Genomic DNA, 20,241 nt, shown 5'->3' with positions numbered 1-20,241 from the left:
ATGACCGGTCCCGTGGGCGGCCACCACCTCCGCGCCGGCAGCGCTGCCGGGGAGGGCTTCGACCTCCTCGTCACCCCGGAGTCGGCCGGCTGGGGCTACAGCGGCCTCGCCGTCCTCAGCCTCGACCCCGGCCAGAGCGCCCGGGTCGCGACCGGCGACTCCGAGATGCTGGTGCTGCCGCTGTCGGGGGCCTGCGAGGTCGCGTGCGACGGCGAGCGGGTGTCGCTGGCCGGCCGGCCCGACGTGTTCGCGCACCCCACCGACTTCGTCTACCTGCCTCGTGATGCGGTCGCCGAGGTGACCAGCGCCCACGGCGGCCGGTTCGCGCTGCCGGCGGCCCGCTGCGAGCGACGGCTGTCGGTGCGGCACCAGCCGGCCGCGGCGGTGCCGGTGGAGCTGCGCGGCGCCGGTCGGGCCAGCCGGCAGGTGAACAACTTCTGCGCCCCGGAGGCCTTCGACGCGGATCGGCTCATCGCCTGCGAGGTGCTGACCCCCGGCGGCAACTGGTCCTCCTACCCTCCGCACAAGCATGACGAGGAGTCGCAGACCGAGAGCCGGCTGGAGGAGATCTACTACTTCGAGGTCGCCGACGGCCCGGCCGGGCCGGGGATGGGCTACCAACGGGTCTACGCCAGTCCCGGCAAGGAGATCGACGTGCTCGCCGAGGTGCGCAGCGGCGACGTGGTGCTGGTCCCGCACGGCTGGCACGGCCCGTCGATGGCGGTGCCCGGCTACGACCTGTACTACCTCAACGTGATGGCCGGACCGGGCGACACCCGGGCCTGGCTGATCCGCGACGACCCGGCGCACCGCTGGGTCCGCGACACCTGGGCCGACCAGCCGGTCGACCCACGGCTGCCGTTCGGCAGGAACGGCGAGGAGGAGCGATGACGACGAGGTTGACGGTCGCCCAGGCGGTGGTCCGGTTCCTGGAGGCGCAGTACGTCGAGCGCGACGGCGTGCGGAACCCGTTCTTCGCCGGCTGCTGGGGGATCTTCGGGCACGGCAACGTCGCGGGTCTCGGCGAGGCGCTCCTGGAGCGGGAGCGCGCTGCGGCCGGCACCGACGGCGGCCCCGGGGGCCGGGTCCTGCGCTACCACCAGGCCCGCAACGAGCAGGCGATGGTGCACGCCGCGGTCGGCTACGCGCGGCACCGGGACCGGCTGGCCGCCTTCGCCTGCACCGCCTCGGTGGGACCGGGCTCGACGAACATGGTCACCGGGGCCGCGCTCGCCACCGTGAACCGGATCCCGGTGCTGCTGCTGCCCGGTGACGTGTTCGCGACCCGGGCCAGCAACCCGGTCCTGCAGGAGCTGGAGGACCCGCGCTCGCTCGACGTCAGCGTCAACGACTGCCTCCGCCCGGTGTCGCGCTACTGGGACCGGGTCAACCGGCCCGAGCAGCTGCCCGCGGCCCTGCTGGCGGCGCTCCGGGTGCTCACCGACCCCGTGGAGACCGGCGCGGTGACGCTCTCGCTGCCGCAGGACGTGCAGGCCGAGGCGTGGGACTGGGACGACGAGCTGTTCGCCGAGCGGGTCTGGCACGTCGGCCGCCCGGCCGTCGAGGACGCCGCGCTCGCGCGGGCGCTGGCACTGCTGCGCACAGCACGCAGACCGCTCGTGGTGGCCGGCGGCGGGGCGATCTACTCCGGCGCGACCGAGGCGCTGCGTGACTTCGCCGAGATGACGGGCATCCCGGTCGCGGAGACCCAGGCCGGCAAGGGCTCGCTGCCCTACGACCACCCTTGCGCGGTCGGGGCGATCGGCGCCACCGGGACGACCGCGGCCGACGCGCTGGCGGAGGAGGCTGACGTCGTGCTCGGCGTCGGCACCCGCTACAGCGACTTCACCACCGGGTCCCGGACGGTGTTCGCGAACCCCGACGTCCGGTTCGTGAACCTCAACGTGGCGGCCTTCGACGCGCACAAGCTCTCCGCGATCGCCGCGGTCGGCGACGCCCGGCGCGGTCTGGAGCAGCTGCGAGAAGGGCTCGCGGGCTGGCAGGCCCCCACCGGGCACACCGAGCGGGCCGCCGTACTGGCGCGGGAGTGGGACGAGGTGGTGCAGCGGGCCTACGACCAGGCGCACGAACCGCTGCCTGCGCAGGCGGAGGTGCTCGGAGTCGTCAACCGGCTCTCGCGACCCGGCGACGTCGTCGTCTGCGCGGCCGGGTCGATGCCCGGGGACCTGCACAAGCTCTGGCGGACCCGGGACGCCAAGGGCTACCACGTGGAGTACGGCTACTCCTGCATGGGCTACGAGATCGCCGGCGGGCTCGGCGTGAAGCTGGCCGTGCTCGACGCCGGCGAGGATCGCGACGTGTTCGTGATGGTCGGCGACGGCAGCTACCTGATGATGGCGCAGGAGCTGGTCACCGCGGTCGCCGAGGGGGTGAAGCTGGTGGTGGTGCTGGTGCAGAACCACGGATTCGCCTCGATCGGCGCGCTGTCGGAGTCGCTGGGATCCCAGCGGTTCGGGACGCGCTACCGCTACCGCACCGGATCCGGGCTGGACGGCGATACGCTGCCGGTCGACCTGGCTGCGAACGCCGCGAGCCTCGGGGCGCACGTCATCCGCGCGGACGGGGTGGCCGGACTGGAGAAGGCGATCCTCGAGGCTCGGGCGGCGGACGTGACCACGGTCGTGCACGTGGAGACCGATCCGCTGGTCGGCGCCCCGGACAGCCCGGCCTGGTGGGACGTCCCGGTCGCGGCGACCTCGGGGCTGGAGAGCACGCGGACGGCCCGGTCGACGTACGAGCAGCACAAGGCACGCCAACGCACCCACCTGCGGCCCTCCGAGGGTCGAGGATGAGAAGAACACAGCTTCCGGCGCTTCCCGCCGGATCGGTCCCCGCCAAGCGGGGGGCAAGGAGGAACCAGATGAGGATCCGACGGGCACTGACCCTCGGGCTGGCCGCGGGGGCGCTCGTGCTCGCCGGCTGCAGCACCGGGGAGGACAGCAGCAGCAACGCCGGTGGCAACGAGAGCAGCAGCGGTGGTGGCGGTGGCGACAGCGCCGTCTCGGCGCAGGACATCCGGATCGACGTGGTGACGCACGCGGCGCCCGGCGACTCCTTCTGGGACGTCGTGAAGGCCGGGGCGGACCGCGCCGGCAAGGACCTCGGCGTCGACGTGCGCTACAACAGCTCCCCGGACCCGGGCGAGCAGAGCACGCTGATCGACAACGCGGTCGCCGACGGCACCGACGGGCTCGTGGTCTCGATGGCCAACCCCGACGGCCTGGAGACCAGCATCAAGAACGCCGTCCAGGCAGGCATCCCGGTGATCACCATCAACTCCGGCATCGACCAGTGGAAGGCGTTCGGCGCGATCACCCACGTCGGCCAGAGCGAGTCGATCGCCGGTGAGGCCGCTGGCCAGCAGCTGAAGGAGGCCGGGGCCACCAACGCGATCTGCGTGATCCACGAGGCCGGCAACATCGGGCTCGAGGAGCGCTGCAAGGCTGCCGCGGACGCCTTCGGCGGCACCATGAAGAACCTCCAGGTGGACAGCACCGACCTGGCCGGCGCACAGGCCACGATCGAGTCGCAGCTCAGCGCCGACAGCAGCATCGACGCCATCCTCACCCTCAACGGCGACATCGCCGGTCGCGCCGTGGCCGCCGTCGACTCCTCGGGTCGCGACGTGCAGATCGGCACCTTCGACCTGAACGCCGACGTGGCCAAGCTGGTCAAGGACGGCAAGCTGCTGTTCGCGGTCGACCAGCAGCCCTACGTGCAGGGCTACCTCGGGGTCACCGGCATCTACCTCAAGCTGATCAACGGCAACGACATCGGCGGTGGCCAGCCGGTCTACTCCGGGCCGGCGATCGTCACCCAGGACAACGCCGGGGACGTCTTGAAGTTCGCCGAGAACGGCACGCGCTGACCCACCGGCCGGCTCCGGGACGCACCGTCGCGGAGCCGGCCGGCCGGGCTGTCGAGGAAGGACCACCATGAGCACCAGCACCGCTGCGGGACGGGGAGCGCCGGACACGGGGCCGCCCGCCGCCGGGGACGAACGGCTCTCGTCGCGGCACCGGCTGGCCGGCGTGCTGCGGCGCCCGGAGATCGGGGCGTTCGCGGGGGCGCTGGTCATCTTCTTGTTCTTCACCTTCCGCACCGACTCGTTCTTCGAGCCGGCCGGGGCGAGCACCTGGATCTTCAACGCCTCCACGATCGGGATCATGGCGGTCGCGGTGGCGCTGCTCATGATCGGCGGCGAGTTCGACCTCTCCGCCGGCGCGATGATCGGCACCACCGGCCTGACCACCGGGATCCTGATGTCGGAGTACGACGTCAACGTCTGGCTCGCGATCCTCGCCGCCCTGGTGCTGGCCGTCGCGATCGGCGCGCTCAACGGCCTGGTCGTGATGTGGACCCGGCTGCCGAGCTTCATCGTCACCCTCGGCACCTTCTTCGTGCTCCAGGGCGTCAACCTCGCCGTCACCAAGATCCTGATCGGCAAGGTCTCGGTGACCGGCCTCCAGGACGCCGCCGGCTACTACGACGGCAAGCAGCTCTTCGGCTCCTTCGTGAACCTGGACATGGCCTGGGTGCCGTGGCTCGAGGCCAACGACGCCAAGACCACGCTCACGTTGTACGCCGCCACCTTCTGGTTCGTCGGCGTCACGGTGGCGGCCACCTGGGTCCTGCAGCGCACCCGGTCCGGCAACTGGATCTTCGCCGTCGGCGGCGCGCAGACCAGCGCCCGGCAGGTCGGGGTGCCGGTGCTGCGCACCAAGGTCGGCCTGTTCATCACGACCGCGGTCGCCGGCTGGCTGGTCGGGATGCTGCAGCTGTTCAAGACCACCACCGTGCAGAGCACCACCGGCGTCGGGCAGGAGTTCATCTTCATCATCTGCGCCGTCGTCGGCGGCTGCCTGCTCACCGGCGGCTACGGCTCGGCGGTGGGCGCGGCGCTGGGGGCGCTGATCTACGGCATGGTGCAGCAGGGCATCCCGCAGGCCGGCTGGGACAACGACTGGCTCTACGCCTTCCTCGGCGTGATGCTGCTCGGCGCCGTACTCGTGAACAACTGGGTCAAGAACCGGGCGGAGTCGATCTGATGGGCACCACCGCGACCGACCCGCGCCCGGGAGTCCCGGACCTGCCGCCGACCGGCACGCCGCTCATCGAGGTCGACTCGATCGGCAAGACCTACGGCTCGGTGGTGGCCCTGGTCGACGTCAGCACCACCGTGCACGCCGGCGAGGTCACCTGCGTGCTCGGGGACAACGGCGCCGGCAAGTCCACGTTCATCAAGATCCTCGCCGGGGCGCACGAGCACACCAGCGGCCGCTTCGTCGTCGACGGGGTGAGCCGCCACTTCTCCTCGCCACGGGCAGCGCTCAACCTCGGCATCGCCACGGTCTACCAGGACCTCGCGGTCGTGCCGCTGATGCCGGTCTGGCGCAACTTCTTCCTCGGCTCCGAGCTCACCAAGGGCCGCGGCCCGCTGCGGCGCCTGGACATCAAGGCGATGAAGCGGATCGCGAAGCAGGAGCTCGCCGCGATGGGCATCGACCTGCGCGACCTCGACCAGCCGATCGGCACGCTCTCCGGCGGCGAGCGGCAGTGCGTGGCGATCTCGCGCGCCGTGTACTTCGGGGCGCGGGTGCTGATCCTCGACGAGCCCACCGCCGCGCTCGGGGTGCGGCAGTCCGGCGTGGTGCTCAAGTACATCGCCAAGGCCCGCGACCGCGGCCTCGGCGTCATCTTCATCACCCACAACCCGCACCACGCCTATCCGGTGGGGGACCGGTTCATGCTGCTGCGCCGCGGCCGGAGCATGGGCACCTTCACCAAGGCCGAGCTGCCCCTCGACGAGCTGGTCCGGATGATGGCCGGCGGCACCGAGCTGGAGGCGCTCAGCCACGAGCTGGAGCGGGACCTGCCCGGCTCCGCGGTGACCCGCGAGCTCGAGGCCGAGGTGGCGCAGGTGCGGCCGGACTCCCCGGACCAGCCCGCGTGAGCGAGGTCGGGGAGCTCGGGGTCGCGGTCGTCGGATTCGGCTGGATGGGCCAGGTGCACTCCCGGGCCTGGGCGCGGCTGCCCCACCACTACCCGGCCGCTGCGCTGCGGCCCCGCCTGGTCGCGGTCGCCGAGCCCGACGCCGGCCGCCGTGACGAGGCGGTGTCCGGCTACGGGTTCCTCGCCGCCGACGCGGACTGGCGCCGCGTGCTGGAGCGCGACGACGTCGACGTGGTGAGCGTCTGCGGCCCGAACTTCGTGCACCGCGAGATCGGTACGGCGGTCGCGGCGTCCGGGCGGCACCTCTGGATCGAGAAGCCGGCCGGCCGGAACCTCGAGGACACCGAGGCCATCGCGGCAGCGGTCCGCGCGGCCGGGGTCCGGTCCGCGGTCGGCTTCAACTACCGCAACGCTCCGGCCGTCGAGGTGGCCCGCGAGCTCGTCGGAGCCGGTCGCCTCGGCGAGGTCGAGTCGGTGGAGGTCCGGATGCTCGCCGACTACTCCGCCCATCCCGACGGCGTGCTGTCGTGGCGCTTCGACCCCGCCCTCGCCGGCACCGGCGTCCTGGGGGACCTGGCCAGTCACGGCTTCGACCTGGCGCTGTACGTCGCCGGCGGCAGCACCGGGCCCATCACGGAGCTGGTCGCCGACCAGGCCACCTTCGTCGCGCAGCGGCCGCTGGCCGGCGGCGCCGTGTCGCACTTCGCCCGCGGCGGCGACGGGCCGCGCGGGCCGGTCGGCAACGAGGACCACGCCGCCGCGCTGCTGCGGTTCGGGTCCGGCGCACGGGGACACCTGGTGGCCTCCCGGGTCGCCGTCGGAGAGCAGTGCGGCTACGGCTTCGAGGTGCGCGGCACCGCGGGTGCGCTGGCCTGGGACTTCCGCCGGATGGGCGAGCTCCGGGTGTGCCTGGACCAGGACTTCCAGGACGCCGCCTGGACGACCCGCTTCATCGCGCCCGGCGACGGCGAGCTCGGCGCCTTCCAGCCCGGCGCCGGGGTGGCGATGGGCTACGACGACCTCAAGGTGGTCGAGGCGCACCGGTTGGTCGAGTCCATCGGCACCGGCACACCGGTGGGCGCCACGATCGAGGACGCGGTGCGCACCGCCCGGCTCGTCGCGGCGATGGGGACCTCCTACGACGAGAGACGGTGGGTAATCCTGTGAACGACGAAGCCACGAGTGTGGTCCGGGTCGGGGTGGTCGGAGCGGGCGCCATGGGTGCCGCGCACGTGCAGACCCTGACCCGCTGGGTGGGCGGGGCCCGGGTGAGCGCGGTCCACGACGCCGACCCGGAGCGGACCGCCCAGGTCGCCCAGCTCGCCGGGGCCCGGGCCGCAGCCTCCGCCGAGCAGCTGGTCGGCGCCGACGACGTCGACGCGGTGCTGGTCGCAGCGCCGGACCCGCTGCACGAGGAGCTCGTGCTCGCCTGCCTGGCTGGCGGCCTGCCGGTGCTCTGCGAGAAGCCGCTGGCGACCGGCACCGAGGGCTCCCGGCGGGTGGTCGACGCCGAGCTGGCCGGTGGCCGCCGGCTGGTCCAGGTCGGGTTCATGCGCCGCTTCGACCCCGCCTACGTCGAGCTGCGGGCCCTGGTCCGCAGCGGCGCGCTGGGCGACGTCCGGGCCGCCCACTGCGTGCACCGCAACGCCCAGGCCCATCCGGACGCGACGTCGGAGGGGGTGCTGGTCAACTCGATGATCCACGAGCTCGACGTGGTCCCGTGGCTGCTCGACGACCCGCTGGCGGCGGTCACGGTGCACGCGGCGCGGGTGCCGGCCGGGGCGCTGCGCGACGTCCAGGTCGCCGTCCTCGAGACGGTCGCCGGGGCGGTCGTCACCGTCGAGGTGTCGGTGAACGCCCGTTACGGCTACGACATCCACACCGAGGTGGTCGGCACCGCCGGCACGGCCTCCCTTACGCCGCCGTACGGGCTGGGCGTCCGCCGGGCCGGCCTGTCCGGCCGGGTGGTCGGCGGCGACTTCGTGGCCCGGTTCGCCGACGCCTACCGCGAGGAGCTGGCCGCCTGGGTGCAGGGGATCCGCGAGGACCGGCCGGTCGGGCCGTCGGCCTGGGACGGCCACCGTGCCAACCTGGCCGCCTCCGCCGCCGTCGAGTCCTTGCACGGCGCCGGCCGGGTCGAGGTGCCGCACGAGCCGACCCCACCGCTCTACGCCTGACCGGTCCCGGCCGCTCCCGAGCGGTGGGCCGGCGGGCCCGCTGGCCGGCGTCGATAAAGTGGCTCGTATGAACCCCCGCTACCGCCGCATGGTGATCCCGGGCGCCCTGGTCGGGCTGATCCTGATCGTGGTCGCCGCCGCGCTGCTGAGGGGCTGAGATGGCCGAGCCGCTGCTGCGGGCGCTGGCCCGCGTGCGCGGGGTGCTGCTCGACGACGCCGCGCTGGTGCGCGCCGTCGGCTCCGGCCGTCAGAAGGGCCGGACGCCGCGCTGGCGCCGGGTCGAGCTGCGCTACGTCGACCTCAAGGCCGGCCGGCGCCTCCAGGTGACGGCGTACGACGACACCCAGGCGCACACCTCCAACCACGAGCCCGGCCCGGATGCCCGTGACGCCGTCGACGCGCTGCTCGACGAGCCGTTCGGCAACTGGCACGTCGAGACCGCCGACGCCTCGGGCGGCGAGACCGTGCAGCTGCGGGTCACCAAGAAGCGCGAGGCGATGGTGCACGTGTCCGCCCGGCCGGCGCAGGCAACCCAGGAGGGCGACGAGGGTCAGGAGGCCGGGGAGCCGCACGCCCACGACCGGCGCAAGCCCCGGCTGCTGCCCGAGGACCACCCGGTGCTGCGGGCGATCGGCATCGCCGACGAGCAGGGCCGGATCAAGCCCAGCCGGCAGGCGAAGTACCGCCAGGTCGAGGAGTTCCTGCGCAGCCTCGGGCCGGCGGTCGACGAGGCGCTCGCCTCCGGCCGGCTGCGGAGCCCGACCGCGGAGGAGCCGCTGCGGGTGGTCGACCTCGGCTGCGGCAACGCCTACCTGACGTTCGCGGCGCACGCGTACCTCTCGGCCGTGCGCGGCCTGCCCGTCCACGTGGTCGGTGTGGACGTCAAGGCCCAGTCGCGCGAGCACGCCACGGCGCTCGCGGAGCAGCTCGGGATCACCGGCTCCATGACGTTCGTGCAGGGCGACATCGCCGGGGCGTCGCTGGACGGCGTGCTGGCCGGCCCGCCCGACGTGGTGCTGGCGCTGCACGCCTGCGACACCGCCACCGACGACGCGCTGGCCCGCGCCGTGGGCTGGGACGCCGCGCTCGTGCTGGCCGCGCCCTGCTGCCACCACGACGTCGCCGCGCAGCTGCGCCGGACGCCGACCCCGACGCCGTACTCCCTGCTCACCCGGCACGGGATCCTGCGCGAGCGGTTCGCCGACACCCTCACCGACGCGATGCGCGCCGGGGTGCTGCGCCAGGTGGGCTACCGCGTCGAGGTGATCGAGTTCGTGGAGAGCAAGCACACCCCGCGCAACACGCTGCTGCGCGCGGTGCGCACCGGCGCCCCCGCGGCGGACTCCGCGCGCCGCGAGTACGACGAGCTGACCGGCACCTGGGGTGTCCGGCCGCGGCTCGCGGAGCTGCTGCATGACCGCATGGGCTAGCGCGCTGGCCGCGGTGCTGCTGACCGGGACCGGCGCGCTGACGGGCACCCCGCTGTTCTCCTTCACCGACAGCGACATCACCGAGTCCAGCGGCCTCGTCGACACCGGCGACGTCGTCTACACGATCAACGACTCCGGCGCCGGGCCGGTGCTGTACGCCGTGGACCCGGCCACCGGGGACACGGTCGCGACGACGACGTACTCCGACGGGGACGTCTCCGACGTGGAGGCGCTCGCCCCGGGACCGGACGGCACGGTCTGGGTCGGCGACATCGGCGACAACGCCCGGCGCCGCGACTCGGTCACCGTCTACCGGGTGACCCCGGGGCAGGGCGACGCGCCGTCCTACGAGCTGACCTACCCCGACGGGCCCCGGGACGCCGAGACGCTGCTCGTGCAGCCGGGGACCGGCCGGCTCTTCGTGGTCTCCAAGACCATCTTCGGTGGCGTGGTGTACGCCGCCCCGCGGCGGCTCGACCCGGACCGGCCGAACCGGCTGCGGCGCTTCGCGGACGTGCCCGGCCTCCTCACCGACGGGGCGTTCCTGCCCGACGGCGAGCACGTGCTGCTGCGCGGCTACGGGCAGGCGTGGCTGCTGACCTTCCCGGACTTCGGGGTGCTCGCCTCCTTCGACCTTCCCGAGCAGAAGCAGGGGGAGGGGCTCTCGGTCGGGGCGGACGGGCGGATCCTGCTCAGCAGCGAGGGGGAGGGGTCGACGGTGCTCGAGACCACGCTGCCGCGTCCGGTGCAGCGCCGGCTGGAGGATCCGCAGGGGCCGGCGCCGACGCCAGAGCCGAGCGGGTCCAGCGACCCGCGGTCCGGACCGGTGCCCGGCAGCGAGGACTTCCCGGTGCCGACCTGGGCGGCGGCGGCGTCGGTGGTCGCCGCCGCGGGCTTCGCCTGGCTGGTCGCGCTCGGGGTCCGGTCCCGGCGCCGGCGCCACTGAGCGTCACCTCGCGGGTCCGGCGGCGGTGCGCCGGGAATGCCGGCGCGGCGCAATGGGTACGAACCCGGCATGGCACGGCTGCGCACGGTCTCCCCGAACAGCAAGGGCTGGACGCGTCGTCGGGCCGGCCGGGGGTTCGTCTACCTCGACGGCGCCGGCGTGCGGCTGCCGGCCGAGGACGTGCAGCGGATCCGCGACCTGGTGATCCCGCCGGCCTGGCAGGACGTGTGGATCTGTCCGCACCCCAACGGGCACATCCAGGCAGTCGGCGTGGACGCCGCCGGGAGGCGTCAGTACCTCTACCACCCCGACTGGCGGGCCAAGCGTGACCAGCTGAAGTTCGACCGGGTGGCCCAGGTCGCGCAGAGGCTGCCGGACGTGCGGGCGATGATCCTGCAGCACCTCGCGCTCGACGGGATGCCGCAGGAGCGCGCGGTGGCCACCGCGGTGCGCCTGCTCGACCTCGGCTACTTCCGGATCGGCAGCGACGCCTACGCCGACACCAACGGCAGCTTCGGCCTGACCACGTTGCAGAAGCGGCACGTGCGCCGCCGCCAGGACCAGCTGGTCTTCCGGTTCACCGGCAAGTCGGGCATCGAGCACCTGATCGAGATCGACGACCCGCTGGCCGTCGCCGCGGTCGAGACGATGCGCCGCCGACGGGGTGGCGGTGACCGGCTGCTGGCCTACAAGGAGCGGCTCTGGACCCCGATGGACGCCTCGATGGTCAACACCTACCTGCGCGAGTGGACCGGTGCCGACATCACCGCCAAGGACTTCCGCACCTGGCACGCGACGGTGCTCGCCGCCGCCGCGCTTGCCGACAGCGACGAGCCGGGGGACACCAAGACCTCCCGGAAGCGGGCGGTCGTGGCCGCCATGAAGGAGGTGTCGTCGTACCTCGGCAACACCCCGACCATCGCCCGCAGCTCCTACGTCGACCCGCGGGTGATCGACCTGTACGAGGACGGTGTGACGATCGGCTCGGCGGTCCGCCGCTCCTACGACTCGCCCGACGAGAAGCAGCTGGCGATCGAGCGGGCGGTCAGCCGGATGCTCGACTCGGCCCCGGAGCAGCTCGGCCGTGCGTCCCGGACCCGCGCCCTCACTCGGTGACCTGCGGCTCGACCGGTGCGGCCCTGCCGGCGAGCGCGACCGTCAGCGCCAGCACCGTCCCGGGGTCGTTGAGCGCGTCCCCGTAGAGCTCGCGGACCTGGCCCATCCGGTAGCGCACGGTCTGCGGGTGCACGTGCAGCGCCCGGGCCACGTCGTCGCGCCGGCCCTGGTGCAGCAGCCAGGCGTGCAGGGTCTCCGCGAGCCGCTCGGCGGTCGAGGGACGCAGCCCGGCGAGCGGCTCGAGGACCTGGGCGCGCAGGTCGGCCAGCGCCGCGGGGTCGGCGCCGAGGACCAGCGAGGTGAGGTGCTGCTCGGTGTCGCAGACGCCGGCCTCCGGGTCGGGCTGGGGACCGGCGGCGTCGAGCAGCCCGAGGCGGCGGGCCCGCAGCACCCGCAGGTACGACGACCGCACGGCGGTCCACGGACGCGCCGGTCCGATGTAGGCCTGACGGCCGCGCAGGCTGCGCACCAGAGCGGTGCGGGCCGGCCGGTCCGCGTCCGGGACGAGCAGAACCGCGATCTCGTTCTCGTCCTCGCCCTCGAGGTCCGGCAGGTCCTCCTCGGGGCGCAGCGTGCGGGGGTCCAGCCCGCTCAGGACCCGGCGTGCCTGCTCGCCGGGCATGACCACCGCGGTCAGGGTGCGCGGCGGGTCCCAGTCGGCGCGGGCCGCCGCGGCGGCGAGCTGGTCGGCCGGTGCCCCGAGCAGCAGGCTGCGGCCCAGTCGCTGCAGGTAGCGGCGTCGCACCCGGCCGGTGGTGGCCAGCTCGTCGGTGTGCCCGGCCACACTGGCCGCGGACAGCTCGTCGATGTAGGCGAAGACCAGCTCGGCGAACTTCGCCAGCGTCGCTGCGTCGAGGCCGGCGTCCACGGCCTGGGCGGACAGCTCGCGCCAGGAGACCCGGGCCCCGACGCGGTAGGCCGAGAGCAGCGCGTCCATGGTCCGGCCGCTGCGGGCCTCGCCGCGGCCCAGGGCGTAGGCCCCCTCCAGCGCGGGGGCCAGCGGCGTACCGGGGTCAGTGCCGCGGGGCCGGGCCGCCAGGCTGAGGAACCCGCCGAGGGCGAGCTGCACCGCCTCCTCGATGTTGGTGCCCATCGCCCCGCGCAGCGCGCCGGCGTAGCTGGGCACCTCGATGATCACCGCGCGCACGGTGTGCTCGGCCACCCGCGGCAGCTGGGAGCGGAGCCGTTCGGTGGTCGCCTCGTCGAGGTCCAGCTCGGCGGCGCCGCGGGCGGTGCGGCCCCGGGCGGCGTGCTGAGCCGCCTCCACCGCCGGACCTTGCACATCTGCCACGGTTCTTGTTCCCTCCGCACAGAAAGACTAGGATTATTCACGCACTCCGGTCATGATATTAACCCCTCACGCCCATCAGACTGAAGTCATGGCAACTTTCGTGCACGACAACGGTTCCGGCGGCGGCAGACGCCGTCGGCTGCGGGACCGTGTCTGGCAGGTCGCCTCCGCCGTGACCACCCCGCTGCACCCCTCCGACTACCTCGACATGTTCCGGCCGCTGCGCTCCGGCGCCGACCTGCGCGCCCGGGTCGTGGAAGTCCGGCCGGAGACGGCCGACGCGGTGACCGTGGTGCTCAAGCCCGGCGCCGACTGGCAGGGCCACGTCCCTGGGCAGTACGTCCGGGTCGGGCTCGACGTCGACGGGGTGCGCCTGTGGCGCTCCTACTCCCTGACCTCCTCCCCTGACGCCGCCGACGGGCTGATCACGATCACCGCCAAGGCCGTCCCGGACGGACTGGTCAGCTCCCACCTCGCCCAGCAGCTGCGACCCGGACAGCTGGTCCAGCTCGACCAGGCGCTCGGCGACTTCGTGCTCCCCGACCCGGCCCCGGCCAAGGTCCTCTTCGTCACCGGCGGCAGCGGCATCACCCCGGTGATGGGGATGCTGCGCTCCGGGCTCGACCGGCTCGACGACGTCGTGCTCGTGCACTCGGAGACGAAGGCCGACGACGTGATCTTCGGCGAGGAGCTGCGGGCCCTGGCGGCCGCCGGCCGGCTCCGGCTGGTGGAGCAGCACACCGACGAGCACGGCCGGCTCGACGTCGCCGCGCTGGCGGCGCTGGTGCCGGACCTGTCCGAGCGCGAGACCTGGGCCTGCGGCCCGGCCGGGCTGCTGGACGCCATCGAGGAGCACTGGGCGCAGGCCGGCCTCGCCGGGGCCCTGCACACCGAGCGCTTCCGGGCCCAGCTCGCCGAGCCGGGCGAGGGCGGCACGGTCCGGTTCACCGGCCTGGGCACCGAGATCGAGAACGACGGCTCCACCCCCATCCTCGACGCCGGCGAGGCGGCCGGCGTGCTGATGCCGTCCGGCTGCCGGATGGGCATCTGCTACTCCTGCGTGCTGCCGCTGCGCGACGGCTCGGTGCGCGACCTGCGCACCGGCGACGTCACCACCGCCGCGCCCGGCGACGGCGTGCTGATCCAGACCTGCGTCTCGGCTGCGGCCGGCGCCTGCGACATCGACCTCTGAGAAGGAGATCCCGTGACTGTTCTGCAGAAGAAGTCCGTCAACCCCGTGGCGCACCTGAGCGCCGAGGACATCGAGGAGCTGGGTCGCCGGCTCGACGCGATCCGCGCCGAGATCATCGCCGCCCGCGGCGAGTCGGACGCGGCGTACATCCGCCGGGTCATCGACGTCCAGCGCAAGCTCGAGCTCTCCAGCCGTGCGGTGCTGCTGTTCTCGCTGTTCCCGCCGGCCTGGCTGCTCGGCACCGCCGGGCTGTCGGTGGCCAAGATCCTGGAGAACATGGAGATCGGCCACAACGTCATGCACGGCCAGTGGGACTGGATGCGCGACCCGAAGATCCACTCGACGACGTGGGAGTGGGACAACGCCTCGCCCTCCGAGCAGTGGAAGCACTCGCACAACGAGCTGCACCACACCTACACGAACGTGATCGGCCGCGACAACGACCTCGGCTACGGCATCATGCGCGTCGACGAGGACCAGCGCTGGGTCCCGCTCTACCTCGCGCAGCCGCTGTGGAACTTCATCAACGCGTGCTTCTTCGAGTACGGCATCGCCGCCTACGACCTCGAGCTGGGCAAGAACCTGCGCTCGGAGCGCCGCCGCAAGAGCCCGGAGTTCAGGGCCCGCACCAAGCAGGTGCTGAAGAAGATCCGCGGCCAGGTCACCAAGGACTACGTCGTGCACCCGGCGCTGTCCGGGCCGTCGTTCCTGCACACCGTGGCGGCGAACGCCACAGCGAACCTGGTCCGCAACCTCTGGACGCACTCGGTCATCATGTGTGGCCACTTCCCGGAGGGCGTGGAGACGTTCGAGCGCCGCTCCATCGAGGGCGAGACCCGCGGCGAGTGGTACCTGCGACAGATGCTCGGCTCTGCCAACATCTCCGGCACCAAGGCGATGCACCTCATGACCGGCAACCTGAGCTACCAGATCGAGCACCACCTGTTCCCGGACCTGCCCAGCAACCGGTACCAGGAGATCGCCCCCCAGGTGCGGGCACTGTTCGACGAGTACGGCCTCACCTACACGACCGGCCCGCTGCCCAAGCAGGTGGCCTCGGCGTGGTCGAAGGTGATCCGGCTGTCGCTGCCCAACGGCTTCGTCGCCGACACCACGGGCAAGCTGCGCCGCAGGGCCGGCCGTCCGGTCGCCGCCCTGGTCAGGTCCACTGGCGCCGGCTCCACTCGTGAGACCGAGCAGGCCGCCTGACCGGTCCCCGGCACGACGAAGGGCCCTGACGCAGCGATACGTCAGGGCCCTTCGTCCCTGCCGGGGATAGCCCCATGACGCCAGGTGCCGGGACCCCTTCCGCGGTTACCGTGCAAGTGGGGAGGTGGTCGGGTGGGCGCCGTACAGCTCAGGGCCTCGACGGGCACGTCACGCTCGGCCCGTGTGGTCAGCATGTGCGTGTACGTCGCCGCGCTGGCCTGCTGGGTCGCGGTGCTCGGCCTGCCGAAGCAGACCCTGGCCGGCTTCCTGTGGATCTGGCTGGCCACCATCGCCTGGAACATCCGTGCGCCGTGGCGGTCCCACCTGGCGTTCCCGCTGGACTGGTGGCCGGCGCTCGCGGTGCTGACGCTTTACGTCTACAGCCGCGGCCTGGCCGACCAGCTCGGCTTCGTCTCGGTGCACGTGAGCGAGCCGATCCGGGCGGACCGCTGGCTGTTCGGGGGCACCCTGCCCACCGAGTACCTGCAGGCGGAGCTGTGCGGCATCCCGTGCGAAAGGACCATGCCGCCCAACTGGTACGACGTGGCGCTGACCACCGTCTACTACTCGTTCTTCTTCGTCCCGATCCTCACGGCCTCCCTTCTGTGGATGCGCAACCGGAGCACCTGGGTGGCCTTCATGCGCCGCTACCTCTCGCTCAACCTCGTGGCCCTGGTCTTCTACGTCACCTACCCGATGGCGCCGCCCTGGATGGCGGCGGAGGCGGGCTTCCTGCCCAGCGACATCGACCGGATCACGAGCCGCGGCTGGTACGACCTGGGGGAGGTGGGGGTGCACGACACGCTGTCCGCGCTCACCAACCAGGTGGCGGCGATGCCCTCGCTGCACGCCGGCATCACGCTGCTGGTCGCCCTGTTCGGCATCGAGCGGTCACGACGGTGGTGGCGCTGGCTGCTGCTGCTCTACCCGCTGGCGATGGGCTTCGCGCTCGTCTACTACGCCGAGCACTACGTGGTCGACGTGCTGGCCGGGTTCGCGGTCGCCGGGCTGGTGGTGTGGGCCTGCGCCGCCTGGGAGCGGTGGCGGCGACCGGCGGTGACGCTGCCGGTCGGGACCGGCGGGATCCGCCGGGCCACGTCGCCGTCTGTGACGCTGCGTGAATCGACGCCGCCGCCACCCCTGCCGCACGACGACTAGGACCTGGCACTAGGTCTTCGCAGCCGTGCCGGTGCCGCGCGGACCATAGAGCGTGCGCCTTGTCAGGCGGGTCGTTGCCGGCCACCGCGTCGCTGCTGACGCCAGACGACCATTCCGACGGCCGCCGCCAGGGGACCGATCACGAGCACGAAGTTGAGGACCAGGACCGTCAAGGCGGCCGACAGTCGCATCTCGCCCTTGGCGGCGTACCGGGAAGCCATGACCGTGCAGACCACGCCCATCACGAAAGTCGAAAGGAGGACGATCTCGACCGGGTCTGGGAGAAGCGGGTTCGTGTCCACGGGATCCTCACTGGGCTGCCGGAGCCTCGAGGCGCGAGCCTAGCGGACCTCGTGGTGGACCCGGCCGCGCGGAAGGCCGCGCACCGGGACGTCCGTGTCAGGGCGCTCCGGCGACGGCCCGCGCAGCGCCGCGCCGCGGCCGTAGGCTGAGGCCAGCGGTGCGGAGGTGGCCCCGTGCGCGACGACGCTGAGCAGCACCGTCACCGAGATCACGGCCACCACCGGATCGGCGGCGGGGCCCAGCTCGTCGAGCGCGAGGAGGGCGAAGACCAGCGACGCGAGCCCGCGCGGTCCGAACCAGGCCACGAACAGCACCGTCCGGCGGTCGAGCCCGGAGCCGATGGCTGCCAGGGCGACGGGGACCATCCGCACCGCCGTGAGGCTCAGCACGGCGTACAGCACCAGGGTGGCGTCCGGCTGGTCGAACATGACCGGTACGGCGATCGCGCCGAACGCGAGCCACACCAGCAGCGACACCAGGCCGCTCGCCTGCTCGACGAGCTCCAGCTCGCTGCGGCCACGGCGTCCGGCCGCGGCCCCGAATGCCGAGCCGCCGCAGAACGCCGCGACGAAGCCGTTGCACTGCAGGACCAGCGCCGCCGTGTAGGACAACAGGGCGAGTCCCAGGACGGAGACCCCCACGAAGTCGTCGGCGGCCCAGCCGCGGCGCCGCGTCCACCGCAGCAGCGCTCCGCCGCCGGCTCCGACCGCGATCCCGACCAGGACGCCGACGAACAGCTCCAGCAGCGCGTCCACCGGACCTGGCGCGTTCGCGACGCCCTCCGCGGTGCCCGCTCCGGCGATCGCCAGCATCACCACCGGCGTGGCCAGCCCGTCGTTGAGCCCGCTCTCCACGGTGATCAACCGGCGGACCCGTGCCGGCACGACCCGGTTGGTCACGACCGGCAGCCCTAGGGCGGCGTCGGTCGGCGCCAGCGCCGCGGCGATGAGCAGCGTGAGCCAGAGATCGAGATCGGGGAACAGCCACGCGGCCAGTCCCCAGCCGGCCAGGATGGTGAGCGGCAGTCCGAGGCCGAGCAGTCGCGCGAAGTCGCCCGCCTCGACCCTGAGGTCGTGGGGACGCACCCGGGCGGCGTCGGAGAACAGCACCCAGACCAGGGTGATCTCGACCAGCGGCTTCAGGCTCTCAGGCGCTGGTTGACGATCGACGAGGTCGAGGGCCGCGAGCAGGGCACCGACCGCGGTGAAGACGATCGGCGCGGTCACGTCTGCCCGCTGGATGCGCGCGGCGACCGCGCCCCACACGAAGATCGAAGCCGCAACCACCGCGACGGCGCTCGCGTCCACCGCCACCTCCTCGACCTGGGCTCCCATCGTCGGTCGCCGCGGCCGAGGCGCGCATCGTCTTGTCGGGACGAGCCGGCGGCCGCGTCACCGGGACGGCGGCCACCGAGGCCGGCGTGGGTCTAGATGCCCATCCCGAGGAGCAGGCACGATACGCGCGGCTGCCGGTCCCGGGTAGGGCCTCGCCGGCGGACCGTTGCGCTCCCTGCTCATCACGACAGCGACCTGACCTTCTCGACCTTGTCGGCGGTGAGCCTCAGGCCGAGCGCAGCGACGAGAAGCGGCAGCACCACGAACCAGTACCGGCCTGGCCAGTCGCGCGTGTAGAAGCTGGCGCCCGAGACCCAGTAGGCCAGCACCATCAGTGCCAGCACGGTGCCGGCGACAGCCACCAGAACCCCGCCCAGGGAGCGCAGCACCTGCGCGACGAGCCGCCTGTTCTCCGCAACGGCCCGTCGGTGCGCGGCGAGGATGGCTTCGGGGGTGCTGCGGGTGGCCTCGGCCATGGCGGATCCTTGTCTGCTCGACTCGCCCGGAGGATATGCCGCTCGAGCGGGCCGTGTCCTCGCACCGTCCGGAACCGGGCCTGCGGGCGCATACTTCGTCCGGAAGCCGCACCGGACCTGCCGGCGTCTCCGCGGACCCGATGAGTTTCACCGCTGTCTCGGGTCAGACCCACCGAAGCCACCACACCCACCAGGAGGCGCCGCGTGCGCAAGGTCGTGCTCTACACCCTCATGTCCCTCGACGGGGCGGTCGATCACCCGGACCGGTACTTCCCCGCTGACCAGGAGCCCACCGAGGTGCCCGAGTTCGACTCCCTGATGGAGGAGAACGAGGACAAGATCATCGAGACGCAGGACGCCGTGCTGCTCGGCCGGACCATGTACGACCAGTGGTCGCGCTTCTGGCCGACCGCCGAGCACCAGCCGTTCGCCCGGTTCATCAACAACGTCAAGAAGTACGTCGTCACCTCGACGCCGCTGACGAGCGCGTGGCACAACGCCGAGGCGGCGCAGGGGCCGCTGGAGGATCTGGTGCGCGACCTCAAGGCGCGACCGGGCGGCGACATCGGGATCCATGGGAGCATCCGGCTGGCCCAGTCCATGCTCGCTGCGGGACTCGTTGACGAGCTGCAGCTGGTGGTCGGCCCGACGATCGGGTGCACCGGGCGCCGACTGTTCGAGGGCGACGACCTCCGCCGGCTCGAGCTGCTCAGTGCCACACCGACCCCGCACTCCAGCGTGCTGCTCGCCTACCGCGTGAGTTGACAGCGCTGCACGTGCTGCCACCCTGACCTCATGCAGGACAACCCCGTCAGCGCGCACACGTGGCTGGTCGGTCTCGATTCCTGGATCGTCCAGGATGGCAACTACCGCGACTTCGTCACGGGCGAGCGAGCCGAGTTCGCCTTGGAGTTCGCCAGCCGAGGCGGACTGAGGCTGCTGGAGGGGGTGCACCGGGCGAGCGTGCGGTGGATCGAAGGCTCGCAGTACGAGGTGACCGCGCAGATCGTGCACGACAAGCCCAATGCCCACGTGCTCGACTTGGGCGTTCTCGCCTATCACTTCATCGGTATCGAAGACCCGATGCATCAACCGCGGATTGGTGCCTGGGTCACAGGCGAGGTCAACCTGTCCGTTGACCCGTTCTTCTACTTCGATCAACTCGCACACGAGGAAGGGTTCCCAGCCCTGATCTACACCTGGACGGTGCAAGAAATCCTGCAGAAGGTCGGGCAGGGAGCTCCGCACATCGAGGCTGCTGAGTTCCGCGACGACACGTCACGCGACTTTGTCCGGATCGAGAAGACCGATGTCTGGGGTGACGTCAGTACGTCGCCGAGCTACCTGCTCCGATGCCGGATGGAGCCGGATGCGAGATCCACTGCCCGGTCGCTCGACAACCCGTGAGTCGGCGGGCGGTGGCCTCCCGAGACCTCTTCGCGGGAGGTGCGGACGTCTCCGGAACGACGTCATCGCCGCGGAGTGGGTCCGTCTCGAAGCCGTGCACTTCGCCGCCCATCTTCGGGGCGATGTGACTGCGTGATCGCCTCTTCCTCGTTGCCTGCCCCAAGCCTGCTGTTGAAGCCTTCATCGCCGCTTGTGAGCAGCTGGGAGGTCCCCGGACTCCGTGAGCTAC

Annotated in this window: 19 protein-coding genes; 15 read left to right on the top strand and 4 right to left on the bottom strand. The window is 72.5% G+C overall.

The features are described 5' to 3' along the window. The 10 genes from iolB to H9L09_RS04920 all read left to right on the top strand — a co-directional run bounded on the left by iolB (position 1) and on the right by H9L09_RS04920 (position 11,642). Positions 1-891, top strand: a complete 891-nt coding sequence (iolB, locus tag H9L09_RS04965) for a 5-deoxy-glucuronate isomerase (protein WP_187579608.1) — start codon at positions 1-3, stop codon at positions 889-891. Beyond that, positions 888-2,813 carry a 3D-(3,5/4)-trihydroxycyclohexane-1,2-dione acylhydrolase (decyclizing) gene (iolD, locus tag H9L09_RS04960; protein ID WP_187579607.1) on the top strand — a complete coding sequence of 642 codons (1,926 nt, stop codon included), beginning with the start codon at positions 888-890 and terminating at the stop codon, positions 2,811-2,813. Before iolB ends, iolD begins: the two co-directional genes overlap by 4 nt. A 68-nt stretch (positions 2,814-2,881) precedes the next feature. Beyond that, a complete protein-coding gene (locus H9L09_RS04955; protein ID WP_187579606.1) occupies positions 2,882-3,889 on the top strand; it encodes a sugar ABC transporter substrate-binding protein in 1,008 nt (335 codons plus the stop codon). Between the two features lie 67 nt (positions 3,890-3,956). Further along, complete coding sequence (locus H9L09_RS04950) at positions 3,957-5,069, top strand: ABC transporter permease (RefSeq protein WP_187579605.1); 1,113 nt, start codon at positions 3,957-3,959, stop codon at positions 5,067-5,069. Beyond that, positions 5,069-5,974, top strand: a complete 906-nt coding sequence (locus tag H9L09_RS04945; RefSeq protein ID WP_187579604.1) for an ATP-binding cassette domain-containing protein — start codon at positions 5,069-5,071, stop codon at positions 5,972-5,974. Before H9L09_RS04950 ends, H9L09_RS04945 begins: the two co-directional genes overlap by 1 nt. After that, the gene (locus H9L09_RS04940; RefSeq protein WP_246456279.1) at positions 5,971-7,140 is read left to right on the top strand and encodes a Gfo/Idh/MocA family protein; all 1,170 of its coding nucleotides are present in this window, start codon (positions 5,971-5,973) and stop codon (positions 7,138-7,140) included. The genes H9L09_RS04945 and H9L09_RS04940 overlap by 4 nt, the downstream gene beginning before the upstream one ends. After that, positions 7,137-8,150, top strand: a complete 1,014-nt coding sequence (locus H9L09_RS04935) for a Gfo/Idh/MocA family protein (RefSeq protein ID WP_187579603.1) — start codon at positions 7,137-7,139, stop codon at positions 8,148-8,150. Before H9L09_RS04940 ends, H9L09_RS04935 begins: the two co-directional genes overlap by 4 nt. A 158-nt stretch (positions 8,151-8,308) precedes the next feature. After that, positions 8,309-9,580 carry a class I SAM-dependent methyltransferase gene (locus H9L09_RS04930; RefSeq protein ID WP_187579602.1) on the top strand — a complete coding sequence of 424 codons (1,272 nt, stop codon included), beginning with the start codon at positions 8,309-8,311 and terminating at the stop codon, positions 9,578-9,580. Next, positions 9,564-10,526 carry a hypothetical protein gene (locus H9L09_RS04925; protein WP_187579601.1) on the top strand — a complete coding sequence of 321 codons (963 nt, stop codon included), beginning with the start codon at positions 9,564-9,566 and terminating at the stop codon, positions 10,524-10,526. Before H9L09_RS04930 ends, H9L09_RS04925 begins: the two co-directional genes overlap by 17 nt. Positions 10,527-10,595: 69 nt before the next feature. After that, positions 10,596-11,642, top strand: coding sequence for a DNA topoisomerase IB (locus tag H9L09_RS04920; protein WP_187579600.1), 1,047 nt, complete (start codon positions 10,596-10,598; stop codon positions 11,640-11,642). On the opposite strand, the gene H9L09_RS04915 is transcribed toward H9L09_RS04920, so the two are convergent. Next, a complete protein-coding gene (locus tag H9L09_RS04915; RefSeq protein ID WP_246456278.1) occupies positions 11,632-12,933 on the bottom strand; it encodes a PucR family transcriptional regulator in 1,302 nt (433 codons plus the stop codon). The genes H9L09_RS04920 and H9L09_RS04915 overlap by 11 nt on opposite strands. A gap of 88 nt (positions 12,934-13,021) precedes the next feature. Between H9L09_RS04915 and H9L09_RS04910 the strand changes: the two genes are divergently transcribed. From H9L09_RS04910 to H9L09_RS04900, 3 genes are all read left to right on the top strand, one after another. Continuing rightward, entirely contained in the window at positions 13,022-14,125 is a 1,104-nt protein-coding gene (locus H9L09_RS04910) for a ferredoxin reductase (RefSeq protein WP_187579599.1), read from the top strand. A 12-nt stretch (positions 14,126-14,137) separates the two neighbouring features. Further along, a complete protein-coding gene (locus H9L09_RS04905; RefSeq protein ID WP_187579598.1) occupies positions 14,138-15,334 on the top strand; it encodes a fatty acid desaturase family protein in 1,197 nt (398 codons plus the stop codon). A 132-nt stretch (positions 15,335-15,466) separates the two neighbouring features. Next, positions 15,467-16,492, top strand: coding sequence for a phosphatase PAP2 family protein (locus H9L09_RS04900; protein WP_187579597.1), 1,026 nt, complete (start codon positions 15,467-15,469; stop codon positions 16,490-16,492). 62 nt (positions 16,493-16,554) lie between these two features. Here H9L09_RS04900 and H9L09_RS04895 read toward each other — a convergent pair whose 3' ends face one another. The 3 genes from H9L09_RS04895 to H9L09_RS04885 form a co-directional block, all read right to left on the bottom strand. Continuing rightward, on the bottom strand, positions 16,555-16,794 hold the full coding sequence (locus tag H9L09_RS04895) for a hypothetical protein (RefSeq protein ID WP_187579596.1): 240 nt from the start codon (positions 16,792-16,794) through the stop codon (positions 16,555-16,557). A 39-nt stretch (positions 16,795-16,833) separates the two neighbouring features. Beyond that, positions 16,834-18,129: a cation:proton antiporter domain-containing protein gene (locus H9L09_RS04890; RefSeq protein ID WP_223164214.1), complete on the bottom strand. Its 1,296-nt coding sequence runs from the start codon at positions 18,127-18,129 to the stop codon at positions 16,834-16,836. 182 nt (positions 18,130-18,311) lie between these two features. After that, positions 18,312-18,605, bottom strand: a complete 294-nt coding sequence (locus H9L09_RS04885) for a hypothetical protein (protein WP_187579595.1) — start codon at positions 18,603-18,605, stop codon at positions 18,312-18,314. Between the two features lie 204 nt (positions 18,606-18,809). Between H9L09_RS04885 and H9L09_RS04880 the strand changes: the two genes are divergently transcribed. Then, positions 18,810-19,370, top strand: coding sequence for a dihydrofolate reductase family protein (locus tag H9L09_RS04880; RefSeq protein ID WP_187579594.1), 561 nt, complete (start codon positions 18,810-18,812; stop codon positions 19,368-19,370). Between the two features lie 30 nt (positions 19,371-19,400). After that, a complete protein-coding gene (locus H9L09_RS04875) occupies positions 19,401-20,012 on the top strand; it encodes a hypothetical protein (RefSeq protein ID WP_187579593.1) in 612 nt (203 codons plus the stop codon). Positions 20,013-20,241: the final 229 nt, after the last annotated feature.

The sequence above is a fragment of the Nocardioides mesophilus genome (assembly GCF_014395785.1).
GTDB classification, from domain to species: domain Bacteria; phylum Actinomycetota; class Actinomycetes; order Propionibacteriales; family Nocardioidaceae; genus Nocardioides_B; species Nocardioides_B mesophilus.
The sequence above is the reverse complement of the archived record's forward strand: the minus strand, read 5'-3'. Positions and strand labels throughout refer to the sequence as shown.

Excerpts from the sequence above, each read along its gene's own strand:
- iolB (WP_187579608.1), top strand. The coding sequence starts at position 1 with ATGACCGGTCCCGTGGGCGGCCACCACCTCCGCGCCGGCAGCGCTGCC.
- iolD (WP_187579607.1), top strand. The coding sequence starts at position 888 with ATGACGACGAGGTTGACGGTCGCCCAGGCGGTGGTCCGGTTCCTGGAG.
- H9L09_RS04955 (WP_187579606.1), top strand. The coding sequence starts at position 2,882 with ATGAGGATCCGACGGGCACTGACCCTCGGGCTGGCCGCGGGGGCGCTC.
- H9L09_RS04950 (WP_187579605.1), top strand. The coding sequence starts at position 3,957 with ATGAGCACCAGCACCGCTGCGGGACGGGGAGCGCCGGACACGGGGCCG.
- H9L09_RS04945 (WP_187579604.1), top strand. The coding sequence starts at position 5,069 with ATGGGCACCACCGCGACCGACCCGCGCCCGGGAGTCCCGGACCTGCCG.
- H9L09_RS04930 (WP_187579602.1), top strand. The coding sequence starts at position 8,309 with ATGGCCGAGCCGCTGCTGCGGGCGCTGGCCCGCGTGCGCGGGGTGCTG.
- H9L09_RS04925 (WP_187579601.1), top strand. The coding sequence starts at position 9,564 with ATGACCGCATGGGCTAGCGCGCTGGCCGCGGTGCTGCTGACCGGGACC.
- H9L09_RS04920 (WP_187579600.1), top strand. The coding sequence starts at position 10,596 with ATGGCACGGCTGCGCACGGTCTCCCCGAACAGCAAGGGCTGGACGCGT.
- H9L09_RS04910 (WP_187579599.1), top strand. The coding sequence starts at position 13,022 with ATGGCAACTTTCGTGCACGACAACGGTTCCGGCGGCGGCAGACGCCGT.
- H9L09_RS04890 (WP_223164214.1), bottom strand. The coding sequence starts at position 18,129 with ATGGGAGCCCAGGTCGAGGAGGTGGCGGTGGACGCGAGCGCCGTCGCG.
- H9L09_RS04885 (WP_187579595.1), bottom strand. The coding sequence starts at position 18,605 with ATGGCCGAGGCCACCCGCAGCACCCCCGAAGCCATCCTCGCCGCGCAC.
- H9L09_RS04875 (WP_187579593.1), top strand. The coding sequence starts at position 19,401 with ATGCAGGACAACCCCGTCAGCGCGCACACGTGGCTGGTCGGTCTCGAT.